General features: G+C 40.7%; 13 protein-coding genes and 2 pseudogenes. 7 read left to right on the top strand and 8 right to left on the bottom strand.

Going from position 1 to position 13,756, the window contains the following annotated elements:
* Positions 1-179 precede the first annotated feature (179 nt).
* The 5 genes from CH377_RS18480 to CH377_RS18460 all read left to right on the top strand — a co-directional run bounded on the left by CH377_RS18480 (position 180) and on the right by CH377_RS18460 (position 6,531).
* Positions 180-2,063 (top strand): PAS domain S-box protein, encoded by a 1,884-nt coding sequence (locus CH377_RS18480; protein ID WP_100725216.1) that lies wholly within the window; start codon positions 180-182, stop codon positions 2,061-2,063.
* 89 nt (positions 2,064-2,152) lie between these two features.
* Positions 2,153-4,030, top strand: coding sequence for an alpha/beta fold hydrolase (locus CH377_RS18475; RefSeq protein WP_100725215.1), 1,878 nt, complete (start codon positions 2,153-2,155; stop codon positions 4,028-4,030).
* 60 nt (positions 4,031-4,090) lie between these two features.
* Positions 4,091-4,666, top strand: coding sequence for a bifunctional nuclease domain-containing protein (locus CH377_RS18470; RefSeq protein ID WP_008592198.1), 576 nt, complete (start codon positions 4,091-4,093; stop codon positions 4,664-4,666).
* Between the two features lie 97 nt (positions 4,667-4,763).
* Positions 4,764-5,117, top strand: a complete 354-nt coding sequence (locus CH377_RS18465; protein ID WP_100725214.1) for a phasin-related domain-containing protein — start codon at positions 4,764-4,766, stop codon at positions 5,115-5,117.
* A 97-nt stretch (positions 5,118-5,214) separates the two neighbouring features.
* Positions 5,215-6,531, top strand: coding sequence for an MFS transporter (locus CH377_RS18460; RefSeq protein WP_100725213.1), 1,317 nt, complete (start codon positions 5,215-5,217; stop codon positions 6,529-6,531).
* Here the strand turns inward: CH377_RS18460 and CH377_RS18455 are convergent.
* The 7 genes and pseudogenes from CH377_RS18455 to CH377_RS18425 form a co-directional block, all read right to left on the bottom strand.
* Entirely contained in the window at positions 6,528-7,136 is a 609-nt protein-coding gene (locus CH377_RS18455) for a hypothetical protein (RefSeq protein ID WP_100725212.1), read from the bottom strand. The genes CH377_RS18460 and CH377_RS18455 overlap by 4 nt on opposite strands.
* Before the next feature lie 169 nt (positions 7,137-7,305).
* The gene (locus tag CH377_RS18450; protein WP_100725211.1) at positions 7,306-8,520 is read right to left on the bottom strand and encodes an Lsa36 family surface (lipo)protein; all 1,215 of its coding nucleotides are present in this window, start codon (positions 8,518-8,520) and stop codon (positions 7,306-7,308) included.
* Positions 8,521-8,554: 34 nt separating this feature from the next.
* Positions 8,555-9,685 (bottom strand): acyl-CoA dehydrogenase family protein, encoded by a 1,131-nt coding sequence (locus CH377_RS18445; protein ID WP_100725210.1) that lies wholly within the window; start codon positions 9,683-9,685, stop codon positions 8,555-8,557.
* A gap of 14 nt (positions 9,686-9,699) precedes the next feature.
* Complete coding sequence (locus CH377_RS18440) at positions 9,700-11,850, bottom strand: cAMP/cGMP-dependent 3',5'-cyclic-AMP/GMP phosphodiesterase (protein ID WP_100725209.1); 2,151 nt, start codon at positions 11,848-11,850, stop codon at positions 9,700-9,702.
* Between the two features lie 32 nt (positions 11,851-11,882).
* Positions 11,883-12,197 carry a thioredoxin gene (gene trxA / locus CH377_RS18435; protein ID WP_086446488.1) on the bottom strand — a complete coding sequence of 105 codons (315 nt, stop codon included), beginning with the start codon at positions 12,195-12,197 and terminating at the stop codon, positions 11,883-11,885.
* 69 nt (positions 12,198-12,266) lie between these two features.
* A pseudogene (locus tag CH377_RS18430) lies at positions 12,267-12,458 on the bottom strand (twin-arginine translocase subunit TatC); the annotation flags it as partial.
* A gap of 56 nt (positions 12,459-12,514) precedes the next feature.
* On the bottom strand, positions 12,515-12,760 hold the full coding sequence (locus CH377_RS18425; protein WP_100725208.1) for a Sec-independent protein translocase subunit TatA/TatB: 246 nt from the start codon (positions 12,758-12,760) through the stop codon (positions 12,515-12,517).
* 118 nt (positions 12,761-12,878) lie between these two features.
* On the opposite strand from CH377_RS18425, the gene CH377_RS19740 reads away from it, so the two are divergent.
* On the top strand, positions 12,879-13,046 hold the full coding sequence (locus tag CH377_RS19740; RefSeq protein WP_165780493.1) for a hypothetical protein: 168 nt from the start codon (positions 12,879-12,881) through the stop codon (positions 13,044-13,046).
* Positions 13,047-13,051: 5 nt separating this feature from the next.
* Positions 13,052-13,687, top strand: a pseudogene (locus CH377_RS18420) (hypothetical protein); the annotation flags it as partial.
* Here CH377_RS18420 and CH377_RS19875 read toward each other — a convergent pair.
* The coding region (locus CH377_RS19875; RefSeq protein ID WP_244283718.1) for a thioredoxin family protein at positions 13,654-13,756 on the bottom strand (103 nt) is incomplete at its 5' end. The pseudogene CH377_RS18420 and the gene CH377_RS19875 sit on opposite strands and share 34 nt — an antisense overlap.

The raw sequence follows: 13,756 nt of genomic DNA, 5'->3' as shown, positions 1-13,756 counted from the left end.
AAGGTAAAGAAATCTTAATATTATGTCTTTTGAATTAGATTTTTCCTAGACCGATATAATTAGAAGCCAGTCTAAATTTTTCAGTTTTGCTTGCCCTCTCATTTGGGATAATGCAAATTGTGTCAGAATAGTAAAATTAGTCAAAACTTTGACACAGTTTACATTAGGAGAGACTCGGGATGATCCAGACTGTTGAAAAAATTTTTAGAGAATATTTCCCCATCCCGGAAGAGAGAAAGAAAACCATTCTTCTAGTGGAGGATGAGGCGATCATTGCACTCTCTGAAACCCAAAGATTGAAGAAGAATGGGTTCAGAGTTATCTCTGCCTACACCGCAGAGGAAGCAGTCCAAATAGCGACTAACGACTACACCATCGATTTGGTTCTCATGGATATTGATCTGGGAAGAGAAGAAGATGGAACCGACGCAGCAGTTCGTATTTTAAAAACGAGGGATATTCCAATCGTATTTCTCTCCAGTCATATTGAACCGGAAATCGTTGAAAAAACAGAGAAGATCACTTCTTACGGTTATGTTGTTAAGGATTCAGGAGAAACTGTTCTAATCGCTTCTATCAAAATGGCTTTCAAACTTTATGAGTCGCATCTTCGTTTAAAAAGAAGTGAAGAATCCTTAAAAGAAAACCAAGAACTTCTAAAAGCTACATTAAGGTCCATCGGAGATGGAGTCATCTCGACTGATGAACTCGGCAATATTACCGATATGAATTATGTTGCGGAAACTTTAACAGGCTGGTCCAGAACAGATGCGATCGGCGAACCTATCGAAAGAGTTTTCAAGATAGTAAACGCTAAGACTAAAAGAAGGATGCGAAACTCTGTAGATGTATTTACTCCCAAAGAAAAGAATATGGGTTTAGAAAACCAAGCATTACTTATTTCTAAATCAGGTTCTGAACATAGAGTTGCTGAAAGTTCAGCTCCTATCCGATCAGAAAAAGGTTATACTGTAGGTTCTGTTCTAGTTTTCAGGGATATTTCCAAAGAATATAGTTTACTGGAGAATATTAAAGAAAGCGAAACTAGATTTAAAACTGTAGCGAATGCGGCCCCAGTAATGATTTGGGTTTCTGGCTTGGATAAAAAATGCAATTGGTTTAACCAAACTTGGCTGAATTTTACCGGAAGAACGATGGAACAAGAGCTTGGTGACGGCTGGGCAGAAGGTGTTCATCCAAACGATCTAGGAGAATGTATCCAGATCTATTCCAGCCATTTCGACCAAAGAGAAACCTTTAGTATGACCTATCGTCTAAAAAACAAAAATGGAGACTGGAGATGGATCCAAGACAATGGTCTCCCTATCACTAACGAATCAGGTATCTTTACCGGTTTTATTGGTTCCTGTGTGGATATCACGGAAGCAAAAGAAGCTTTGGAAACATTGTCAAAAGATCTTCATGAAAGGGAATATCTATATACTGAACTCCAACATAGGGTCAAAAACAGTATGAGTATGATCAGCTCTATTGTAGAGATAGAAGCATCCAGATCTTCTGATATTAAGTTAGAAAATACTTTGGAGAATTTAGTAAATCGTATCCACTCTGTAGGGAATTTGTATGAGATGTTATCCACTTCAAATAATTCTCATTCTGTTCGTTTGGATCATTATATCCAAACGATCACTGAAAATCTACTGAATGCATTTAAGGAAAAGACAAAGGAGATCACTTTGCAACTAGATCTAAACGATCTGGAGATAGATGTAAAAAGTGCGATTCCCCTAGGGCTCATCTTGAATGAACTAGTAACTAATATTTTTAAATATGCATTCCCTAAAAAACAGGAAGGAAATATTTCCATCAGACTCTTTAAAGAAGAATCCTGGGTAAACCTAATCGTTTCCGATAATGGAGTTCCTTTTCCAACAGGTTTCCGCACGGATTATTCCCCGGGACTAGGGCTTCAACTTGTGAATATGTTAGTCGATCAATTGAAAGGAAAGATCCAATGGAAATTAAATGGGGAGAAGGAAGTTTCTATCCGTTTTTGCAATAAAGAAGAACATTCGGATCAATTTAACTTTGTAAAATCTTAGAAATTTCTTCCCGATTTTTCTAAATTTCGGGCCAAAATTGGCCAGAATTCCAGATTGCCAGGGTACAGGGTGAAATGGAAACTTAAACTATGGACCAGACCCTAGCCCGAAAGGTCAACCCCAAGTCCCGCAGAAAAGGGGGCGCTTATGCAGTAGGTGCGGAAGATATTTATATCTTTCCACTTTCAGAAAGTACAAACTTATTTCTTCAAAAAGTTTGGACTGCATTCGTAAATAAAATGGTCTCCATGACCCTTCCGAATGGAAAACCAGTATTCCAATATGCAATTTTCGAGGCGATCCAAGATAAAAATCTGAAGATAGTCGCATCTGCCACTCATTTCAGGATGAAACAGGTAACCGATAGGATCGGTCTCCAAAGTATCGATGATTTTATCCGTAATACTATTCCAATCTCCATACAAGATCCCGGAAATCTCTCCGCCAGATATCTGAGAGAAGCGATCCTCTCCGTAGAGAAAAAAGCAAGACCAGAAGTTTATTTCCATAGTTTGGACGATGAAAGAGTCCATCCCAACTTAAAGCAGCTTCTTACCAAAACTATGAATTATGCTGCGGGTATTCCATTATTCGTGAAGGGATTTCCTATCGGTATGTTATGGGGGATCCGCAGGGATAATATGAGTCCCGAACAGGAAGAAGAAGTTCGCCAGCAATTATATAGTCTTTATGATGTAGTGGACTTTGTGATCTCCAAAGAGATGGACCTAAAGGGAGATCCATATTATGCCCGTAAGAATATCGAAAAGTCGGATCTTCATTCCAGAGCAAAACATCTATTCTATACCAGAGGTTTTGGTCAGGCCGAACCTGTTACCACCATTGTATTCGATTCTCATACCTACCAAAGATCTTATCGTTTAGACGCGAGTTTTCTAATTCCTTCCGGAGATGGATACTCAGTTAGTTTAAAACGTTTCGAGCCGAAGGAAAGGAATGATACCGGTAAAAACCTTCTTCTTATCCCCGGCTTTTTTTGCAGAAGGTCCGTAATGGATAAGGTGGCCAGAGAGTTATCTCTTCGCCACGGTTATAGAGTTTTCTCTATGGATATGAGGGGAAGGTCCAGAAGAACCCTGCCACTTTTTGGTATCCGGGAGGGCTGGACTGTGGATGATTTTATCCAAGAGGATTTTCCGGCAGTTCTTGCATGGATCAAAGAGAATTTTCCAAACGAAGAATTAGTCGTAGTCGGCCATAGTATGGGGGGAATGATCCCTCGCTTCTATTGTTCTGCATACGAAGAAATCGTAAAAAGAAAAAAGGACACCTCTGTCCCACTTCCTCGTCCGGAGGAACTGATCTCTGGGATTGTTTCGATTACTTCTCCTAATTTTGTTAGATTACAGGCTCAAATCCCAGGCTTGGACATTTTAAAAATGGGACTGAAATTAGTTCCTTCTAAAACGATTTCGGATTTTCTTTTCGATCTAACTTCTTTTTCTTTGCAGACCACTCTCCCAACTGTGGACCTGAATAAATTTTTTAAATTTCTTCTGGGACTACATTCTTCTTTGAGAGCGGTTTCTTTTGATCTTCATGCAAAAGTTGTAAATTTAAGAGACTTCGTGGGATACAAACAGATCTCTCCTCCCGAATGGTATTTTTTGATCGAAGATATTTTCTGCGAAGAATCTACAAAAGTAGTTCTTCAGTTCCTAAGATCTCAATTGAGCCAAGACAGATCTTTTCTTTCGTACGATGGAACTCTGGATTATACCGCACTCCAAAAAAATCTGAAGATCCCACTTTTTTCAGTTCTGGGTTCCGTGGACAAAGTGGTTCCGAGCGAAACAATCGAGGACGATCTTGCCGCACTTCCTCACAAAAAAAATAAGATTCTTTCGTACGAACAGGGTCACTTAGGTATCGTTTTTCACATGCCGGTGGTGAAAGAAATGTGCTCGGAAATTGACTCCTGGATCAAAGGATTGGACTCGACTTGATCCCCAGGTTTAGAACGCTTGACATTTCGGGAAACGAAAGATAGGTTCAAATACTAGGAAATGGATCTTTTGGAAGCGACCATATATAATATCTCTCTCACGAATGTGGGCTTTGCCGTATTTTTAAAGGCGAAAGACGATTCGGATCAGAGGGTCGTTCCGATTTTTATCGGTCCTCTAGAAACACATTCCATCACTTCAGTTTTAGAAGGTACAAAACCGCCGCGTCCAATGACGCACGATCTGATGACAATTCTACTCACCACTTTGGGAGTGCAGATCGTAAAAATCGCAATCGAAGAAATCATTGATAATACTTTCTATGCAAAGATCACTCTACGCAAAGACGAGGAGTTGATCGTTCTAGATGCAAGACCAAGTGATTCAATCGCACTTGCTCTTCGTGCGAATGCTCCCATTTATCTGGCAAAAAAGGTAATCGAAGAAGCCGGGATCGTAATGAAAGACGACGAGATCCCTGGCGAAACCATCGGAAAAGAAAAAATATCCCAGCTTCCTAAGTCCCAGTTGGAGATCCTACAGGATTCTTTAGACAATGCTCTAAAAGCTGAGGATTATGAGACTGCGGCAAAGATCAGGGATCAGATCCGCAAACTTCTAGAAAACCCCTCCTAATTTCTTTTCAAATCGGTAAAAAATCGGATTTTTCCTCCGAACATACTGGACCTAAGTCCTTTCCTTCTGTATCCTTGGTCCCCTCGGAGCAACAATCATGGAAAAATCTCTAATGGACATTCTAAACGCCGGAATCGCATTATTTCAATCCGGAGAAGATAAACTAAAACAAAGCCTTTCCGACCTGGACCATGCCTACCAGGACCTTAAGAACAAGGGAGCACAGAACCAATCGGAACAAGCAAATAGACTTAGGGATCTGATCCAAAAAACGGTAGGAGACGCTCAGGACAAACTGCTAAACGCAAACGAAAGTTCTAAAGCTGTGATCAATCAGCTAAAAGAGAATTTTGAAAAAATTTCCCTACAAATAGACGAGGCTCTTCCGGAAGAATTTAAAACAAAGGCTAAGTCCGCTCTAGAAGAGCTGAAAAAGCTTACTAAAAAGTAAAATTCGGAAATATTGATAAAAGTTATCCCTTAGAAAAATTCGGGACAAACAAAGCGGGTCCCGGATACTAGGCCTCATCTTATTCAGGCCACCCATGATGAGGAAACAATCCTTCATATTAATACTTACAGTCTTCATTGACATGATGGGATTTTCTCTCATCTTCCCTATCTTTCCGGAAACATTAAATCATTTCCTGGCTCAGGCAGGAGATCCTGTCTTAGATCTTTTAGCCGGTTGGACTTCCCGGATTTTGGATGGAAGAACAAGCGACTGGAAACTTTTTGTAGCACTCTTCGGTGGGATCGTAGCTAGTTTATATTCTATACTTCAATTTTTGTTCTCACCTATCTGGGGAAAACTTTCGGACAGCACTGGACGTAGACCTGTTTTAGTTTTTACCTGCACGGGTAGTTTTTTAGGATATTTGGTCTGGTTATTCTCAGGAAGTTTTTCATTATTTGTTCTCTCTAGACTGATCACAGGCCTTATGGGCGGGAACGTTTCCGTTGCAACTGCTGCGATGGCGGATTCCACTTCCGAACAAGATAGAACTAAAGGAATGGGAATGATAGGAGCCGGGATCGGTCTTGGATTTATCGCAGGGCCTTCTATCGGTGGAATTTTAGCTCATACGGACCCATCTTATCTTCTTCCCTTTTTACCTTTGGAGAAGATGACTATCTTCCCTTCAGTAGCTCTAATGGCGACTGCTGCGTCTTTTGTAAATTTACTCTTAATACTTTTTAGATTCAGAGAAACTCTTCCGCATAATTTACGCAAAAAATCGGAAGGAAGGCTCCATCCTGCATTAGGAGTTTTTGATCTGGGCTCCAAAGAGATCATGTATTTGGGGTTCTTGAATTTATACTTCTTATTGTTCTTCTCAGGATTTGAATTCTCTTTGAACTTTTACTTGGATCAGTTTTTAGGATATAAACCTGTAAGTATAGGATATACTTTCGTTTATATTGGACTCATCATTGTATTCGTACAAGGTGGAATAATTCGTAGGATCAGCGGAAAAGTTCCTGAAAAGAAAGTGGGACTTCTCGCCTCTGTATTTTTAATTCTCGGATTTTCTTTCTTATATTTTTCAAGCGCATCAGTGATTGCTTCAGAACAATCCACATTTCTTTTATTCGTAGCTTTAACTTTTTTAGCGATGGGAAGTGCTTTCTTAAATCCCACTGTATCTTCTATCGTTTCTTTATTCTCTTCTCCGAGCGAGCAGGGAAAAAACCTGGGAATTTTAAGAAGTTTAGGATCTTTCGGAAGAGGGATCTCTCCAATCATATTCAGCGTGGTGTATTCACAAAAAGGACCTCAGACTTCCTTCTTGGTTTCAGGGATCTTAAGTTTTATTTTCCTAGGATTATTCCTGTTTGTAAAACAGCCGAGTCCTAAAAATTAAAGAACTGCGTTTAACGCTTCTTTTAATCTATTGAAATGAAGATTTTCATTCAGCTTGGATCCGTTCTCTAATCTAAGCAAGAATGTATCTCTTACCTGTCCTGAATCTGTTACTGCTTTAAAGGATAGAATATCCACTCCGAATAAAAATAAGATCTGGGAGATCTCAAATAAGATACCAGGTCTATCTTCCATTCTGAGATCCATCACAGTGGAATCACTAATCTCTGAATTGAATAGGAAAATTTCCGGAGTAATCTCCACTTTGGCCCTTAAACTTTCCATCTTTTCGGGATGGTTGGCCAGATAGTTCATTACGGACATTCCACCGTAAAACAACTCATGCAGATCCGCATGAATTGCATTCAGATGTTCATCCGTCATAGGAGCACCATCTATACGTTTCACTATAAAGATGTCCTGGATATAACCGTCCATAGAGGTTTCGGCGATCGCCTCTTCTATATTCCAACCATGAACGTATAGAACTGCTGTTACCCTATAAATGATCCCTATCTCGTTTTTTGAAATATTGACCTTTAGGGCATAAGCCTCGCCCCTTGGGATACAAGAAAGATGTAGAGGTTTTCCTGGAGTAGTGATCATCGGATACCTTTGACGCTAAATGCTGAATTCCTGAACATTAAATCCAATAGATTCCAGACTTTTGCATTCTACTAACAATACTGCAAAAGGCGTGCCTTTTTTGCATATGCTTATAATAAAAATATAAGAAATAGACAGCCCGGTTCACCCCGGGCTTAGACCCTTTATTTTAAAGGGCGAACTTAACGCCTAGGTTCGCAGAATAGATCTTATCGTCTGTGGCCATAGCTTCTGCCAATACCTTGAACATCAATATGTTCAATTCAAAGCCTCCCACGAAATAGTTCATCTGAGTTCTAACGTCGGCTGATCCACTAGTTCTTAAGGATAGAGTACCACCTGCATTACCGTTCATCTGTTGGATTACCTGAGGAGGAAGACCTGAAGCGTTAGGATCCAAAGCTAAATAAAGAGGTCCACTTACTCCCAAATTCAATTTAGTATATCCTGTATTATTTGAGATACCAGCACCCGCAAATAGGGTTAAGATATAGAAGAGTCGAACCCCAGTTCTAATATCAATCGGGACAGATTGTACCTTAGATTGATAAGCGAAGTTAACATCAGCATCCCATCTACCTGTGGCGGGACCAAATGCAACCTTAACGGCATCCGTACCACTCGGATGATAATTCATATTGATCTCTTCCCATTTTCTGTGGAAGCCGACACCTAAACTTAATCCTGTAAATCCGAAGAAGTCCAGCTTGGTATATCTTTCTTTCGCGATCTGGAATCTAACGGTCATTCCGAAACTGTTTATATTTCCGGACATAGATAAGTCTTTTGAAGTGGAATCACTTAACGACTTTATATCTCCGTTAGAAATATTACCTTGGAAACCGTGTGCGTAAATATTGATCCTGTGTAGGAAAGACCTATTCGAATCCTTTTCGTCGTCAGTCGGTTGGTGAGAAGGTCCTTGGCCGAGTAACCAGCCCAGATTCACACCTACCATTACTCCCGGGTTGATCGAAGCTCCTACATTTGGGAACTTAGGGATGGAAATATCGCCGTATTGGATATTGATATCGTCTTTTTTGACTCCTGCAACTCCCAGGCCCGCTCCTACTTGGAAACGGTTCACTGTTCCTGGTCCCATCATAGAAGAGTTGATATTTGCAAGAACGGAAGCATCCGCCATAGACTTGGTCAGTTCGTTTAGATATTCTTTACGGATGGTTTCTTCCAAACCGTTGAACTGAGCTACCGTAGAGGCCGGAATTAAACTACAGACATTGTTTCCAGATGCAGGGGGAAGACATGATACCTGAGCCTCTGCAGAGGAAACTGGGATGAAATATAAGGAAGAAGCTAAAATAAGGAAGGCGGTATATCGAACACACCGCCTAACTATACTCTCTAAAGGAGCCATTCGATCCATTTTACCCTTGGACGACAGCTATTTCGAGATTATTTCAGAGTCCTAAACTTCCACCAATAATTTCTTTCATAATTTCGGTGGTTCCCGCGTAGATCGTTTGGATCCTTGCATCCAAATACGCTCTTGCGATCGGGTATTCCATCATATAACCGTATCCTCCGAAGAACTGGAGGCAAAGGTCAGTATGACGTTTTTGCATCTCGGTGGAATAATACTTAGCCATAGAAGCCTCTACAGTTAATTTTTTTCCGGCGATATGCTCCGAAACCACTTTGTCGACGAAGGTACGGCACATTTCCAGTTCCGTAGCCATCTCCGCCATTTGAAATTTGATGTGTTGAAAACTTCCGATCTTTTTCCCGAAAGCCATCCTCTCTTTAATATATTTTAGAGTCATTCTTTGGACAAGTGCAGTGGCTTCTACCGCTGCAATCGCCAATACAAGACGCTCTTGTGCGAGTTTCATCATTAAATAACGGAAACCTTGTCCGTCTTTTCCGATTACATTCTCTTTAGGAACTACTACGTCGTTGAAGTATAATTCCGAGGTGTCCTGGGCTTTTAACCCGATCTTCTCGAGATTACGGCCTCTTTCGAAACCTTTCATCCCCTCTTCTATCATAACAAGCGAAATCGTGCCGTTTTCATGTTTCACGGCAGTAATTACTAAATTTGCAAGCTGCCCGTTGGAAATAAATGTTTTTTGACCGTTGACCACATAATGGTCCCCTTTATCCACGGCAGAAGTTCTCAGGCTTTTTAGATCAGAACCCGCTCCAGGTTCTGTCATAGCGACCGCTAAAATGCTATCTCCGCTACAACAACCTGGTAGCCATCTCTTCTTTTGCTCTTCATTTGCGTATGCGCTAATGTAAGGTGCAATCACATCATTATGAAGTGATACGAAAAATCCGCTATTTCCGGATCTGGAAGATTCTTCTATTACAACAACGTTATATAGAAAGTCGGCACCCGATCCACCGTATTCCTCTGGAACGTCAGGGCAAAGTAATCCACTTGCTCCCGCTTTTTTCCAAAGTTCTTTCGGAACCATTCCGACTTTTTCCCATTCATGATGATAAGGAGCTACTTCAGTTTCGAAAAACTTGCGTGCCATATCACGAAAAGCTTCATGCTCTTCGGTAAATTGTAGGACTCTTTCCATTTATATCTCCCGTGTCAGTAGACGGTATTCATTCTCATGTAAACGCCGGGATTCCGTTTAATGTACTGGATGAGTTCGTTCTGAGAAATAGAGAACAATTCCGTTTCTGATTCTGCTTGGAACGTGTAATTTGACACCAGCTTTTTGGATATAGAGTAAATCTCTCCCACGAAATCTCCGTCGGTCAACTCGGCTAACTTTTTACCGTGTTGGTATACGCTTACTTTTCCATGACGAATAATATATGCCTCGTGGTAAAACGCTTTTTCCGTGATAAGCACTGAACCTTTGTTCACCTTAGAAAGTCTCATGATCATTTCTAATTGTGTGACCTGATGACTTGTAAGTCCTTTGAAATGGCGTGAATCTAACAGTGTTTTCCAAGAGTTACTATCACGAATGCTGTTCAGTCGAATTAAGTTTTGTCTTAGATCCGTATTTCTAATGAACTGTAAGAATTTATTCTTCTCTATAGTAAGGGCGACTACATCTGTTTCTGCGAAAACGTCAGCAGCTCGAGGAAGGTCTAGGACAAGAGAAGCTTCTCCAAAATATTCGTACTGCCCGTATCGTTTAATGGGCGCTATATCGGCATCTCCAAGAAGTCCTTCGAATTTTACGTTCCCGGAAGCAATGATATAAAATTTATCACCGGGAGTTCCCTTCTTAATGATCTGATCGCCACGTTTATATTTTTCTTCGCGAACGATTAGTAGGAATTCCTTCGCCTTCTCTATTGGGAAACCGCTGAAAATATCGATTTGGCTTAAGATATCCAGAAGGTTATAAGCCTCCATATGTTTCGGAGGAGTAATCTCCGGGTAAACAGTGTTCTCTATTCCAAAACGAGCTAGTTTTAGTTTGGTATCTGGAGGCATATCCGTTCTTGCGATATGATAAACAGTGATCTTTTCCTGGATCTCAGGAGGTAAACTAGCTAAATAACTAACTCTTGTGTGAAGAGGAGGAATTCCTGCCTCATGATAGATAATCCTTCTGTCCCAAGGGAATTCCTTTAAGAATTTCCAACGAGATTCAGGGAGAACCCCTTTCTCATACATCTTATCATGCACATCCGGCTCGTTCAAATGATCGGAAGTATACACAAAGGATTGGTCTTGGAAGAAGAACTCGAATCCTACAGAAGGAATAGAATGTAACGCATAATGAAAATTGAATTCTCCACCGTTGATCATCGCAGGTCTTCCTATGATGATTTGTTGGAAATTAAAAAGTTCTAGTAATTCCTTACGAGGGATTTTAGTAAGAGCGGAATACTTACGGATAAAACTTTCCATCACAGTTGCTGTTGCGTGAATAGTGATCTTAGTTTCTTCCATAATTTTTTGGAAGGTACCTGCGTCATGGTCCGCGTGACAGTGAGTAAGAATAACATGGTTGATCAACTTAGGATTTACGTTAGACATCCTAAGCCACTCAGTAGAGTTCACGGGTGGATCCACCATTATACCTTGGTGGTTCAACCAAATAATAAAACCCGAAGTGTTGTCCTCGGGATCGAATCCATGAGAAGGTCCGAGACAGGTAATCCCGAGTAAAGGAGCTTGGAAAGGCTCCTCTAGTCTATGACCGATCTCGTATTTAATATTGAATCCAACTTCTCCAGGGATCTCGGTTTCCTTAGTTCCATCAGTAATCCTAAAATCACCAGAAGGAAGCTTACGTACTAAAACCTTTCCCAGGTTGACCATATTATCTTTATCGAATACTTGGAAATCAACTACATCGTCGAGTCCCTTATATCCTCTAAAGTAACCCATCTCAGCTTTCATATCAGGAAAGCCGAACGATTCTGCGCCATCCAAATATTCAGATTCTAAATTGATCTCTTCAGGACCCATTAAGGATTCTTTAAGTACCGTGATAAGCTGATCTTTTTGTTCAGCAGTACATATGATTGTGGTCTTTTTTTGTCTTAAGAAGAAGTTAAAGTAAATCGGGAATTCAAGCTCTGCGGTACTGATCCCCTTTTCTACGTGGAAAAATTTGTTAGGGAGTATGAATACCAGGGGAGTCTTTTTTTCGGCCATCGTGTCTTTGATGGTCTCGGGAGGAGAACCGATCTGAAAGAAGCCCTCACTTGTTTCGACTAAATAGCCCCCTCTAGGAAGCTCTATGTATCCCCTGGTTTGTTCTTTTAGCATGGAAAATTCCGCCGCAGTCGAGATCGAATTTTTTATTTATGTCTTTCGATGAAACTTTTGATTTGCGCCTTAGGAAGAGCTCCTATGATCTTATCCACCAATTGTCCGTCTTTGAAAAGTAGAAGGGTCGGCAAAGATTGGATATTTAATTTTTGTGCCGTGTCCTGGTTGTCGTCTACGTTTAATTTTTTAATTTTTAAGATATCGTTCATCTCGGACGAAAGTTCTTCCAGAACCGGGGAAACCATTCTACAAGGACCACACCATTCGGCCCAGCAATCTACTAGAACCATGCCCTTGTTGATCTCGGAACTGAAAGTTGAATCGTTTATTTCGGTCAATGCCATGAGTTAGATTTTCTCCTGTTTTTTTCCCACTCTTTATAACAAATTGGACGGGTCTATTTCTTCTTTTTCTTCTTCTCCGAAATATAAAGCTACCACGAAGAAAACAGTGAATACCAGAATAGAACGAATTAGTACGGAACGTAGTTCTTCTAAATGTTCCCCCAGGGTCATAAACTTTTCTCTATCATGAGGAAGACTTTCCTCAGGGGCAGAGATTACAGGTTGAGGGGTACTGGAGAGGTTCTTTTTTTTAGAAGGCATATCGAAAGGTTGGAATTCCTTCCCTGTTATAAAAGGGCCCGAAGGCCCTTATCATATTAAGCGGATTTTTTGGATTTTTTAGGGGAAGAAGCTGGAGTAGCCGGTTTTGTTTCCGGTTCCTGGATTTTAGCGGATTCAGATTCTGCATCTCCGGATAGAGATTTGCGGAATTGGCGAATTCCGTCTCCTAAATCCTTAGCTAAAGAGGGAAGTCGCTTGCCCCCGAAAAGCAGGAGAGCTAAACCTAGTATGAAAAAGATTTCCCAAGGGCCTAAATTTAAAAATGCGAGTGGTGCGTACATATACTATCTCCTTAGTTAGGATTTTGCCTCTGTAATATATGTCAAATAGTTAGTAGGAACAAGCCGATAATTCTATTGGGACTTCGGTTCAGATTAGAAAGGCAAAACGGACGAGTTTATGAGAATAGAATCCAGCCCCTTAGATTCAATCTCCGTTCCTCTTCCAGTTCGGGAACCGGGTGGAGAGGAAGAAAAAGAAGAAGATCGGAAAAAGGCGGAGAATGCTCCGAATTCCGATTATATGTATGCTCTTTCTGTCGGAAGTCTGATAAATGTGCAGGTGTAATTAGAATGGCTCTTACTAAGGAACAGAAGCAGGAATTCCAGGAAAAACTGGCGGATTTTCGTGCATTTTTGGAGGATTTGAAGAAGGAAGGAAATCTTCTCAAAGCCCAATCTAGAAAAGATCCTAAAATGGAAGGTTACTTCAATGTGGCTCTTTCCTTAAATTCGATAAAAAATATAAATACCTGTCTTCTTATAAATGAGATCTCTGTCGCGATCTTGGATCTGAAATCGGATACATACCTTAACCAGGGGAGGAAAGAAATTTATAGCGCGATCTCATTTATGGAGAAAGTAGTCGGAACCGACTTCGAGTCTGGTCTGGCGGAAAATAAGGACCTTCTCGCCAAAATCCTAGAATTTAATCCTCTCCAAAGACTGAATTACGTAAAGGGACTCAGGACCTGCACCACGAACACAATCGAGGCATTCGGTTCCAACTCCAAATGGAAATGGAGTTTTCCTGAGATACATTTCAAAATCGCCATACTTAGTAAGAATCTTTTTGACTTCCGGGCTTTTGAGAAGGAAAGAGACCTAGAGAATCCGTTTTACTATCCTAGACAGGAACATTATAACTTAATTCTGGAACTTTGTAACTTTGCCGCTCAGGAATATCGCGCCAAATTCGATTTGTCCACCAATTGTCCGTCTTTGAAAAGTAGAAGGGTCGGCAAAGATTGGATATTTAATTTTTGTGCCGTGTCCTGG

The organism is Leptospira haakeii (assembly GCF_002812045.1).
Lineage (GTDB): Bacteria > Spirochaetota > Leptospiria > Leptospirales > Leptospiraceae > Leptospira_B > Leptospira_B haakeii.
The sequence above is the reverse complement of the archived record's forward strand: the minus strand, read 5'-3'. Positions and strand labels throughout refer to the sequence as shown.

Coding starts and splice junctions, on each gene's coding strand:
- CH377_RS18475 (WP_100725215.1), top strand. CDS start 2,153: ATGGACCAGACCCTAGCCCGAAAGGTCAACCCCAAGTCCCGCAGAAAA.
- CH377_RS18465 (WP_100725214.1), top strand. CDS start 4,764: ATGGAAAAATCTCTAATGGACATTCTAAACGCCGGAATCGCATTATTT.
- CH377_RS18450 (WP_100725211.1), bottom strand. CDS start 8,520: ATGGATCGAATGGCTCCTTTAGAGAGTATAGTTAGGCGGTGTGTTCGA.
- CH377_RS19740 (WP_165780493.1), top strand. CDS start 12,879: ATGAGAATAGAATCCAGCCCCTTAGATTCAATCTCCGTTCCTCTTCCA.
- trxA (WP_086446488.1), bottom strand. CDS start 12,197: ATGGCATTGACCGAAATAAACGATTCAACTTTCAGTTCCGAGATCAAC.
- CH377_RS18460 (WP_100725213.1), top strand. CDS start 5,215: ATGAGGAAACAATCCTTCATATTAATACTTACAGTCTTCATTGACATG.
- CH377_RS18480 (WP_100725216.1), top strand. CDS start 180: ATGATCCAGACTGTTGAAAAAATTTTTAGAGAATATTTCCCCATCCCG.
- CH377_RS18455 (WP_100725212.1), bottom strand. CDS start 7,136: ATGATCACTACTCCAGGAAAACCTCTACATCTTTCTTGTATCCCAAGG.
- CH377_RS18445 (WP_100725210.1), bottom strand. CDS start 9,685: ATGGAAAGAGTCCTACAATTTACCGAAGAGCATGAAGCTTTTCGTGAT.
- CH377_RS18425 (WP_100725208.1), bottom strand. CDS start 12,760: ATGTACGCACCACTCGCATTTTTAAATTTAGGCCCTTGGGAAATCTTT.
- CH377_RS18470 (WP_008592198.1), top strand. CDS start 4,091: ATGGATCTTTTGGAAGCGACCATATATAATATCTCTCTCACGAATGTG.
- CH377_RS18440 (WP_100725209.1), bottom strand. CDS start 11,850: ATGCTAAAAGAACAAACCAGGGGATACATAGAGCTTCCTAGAGGGGGC.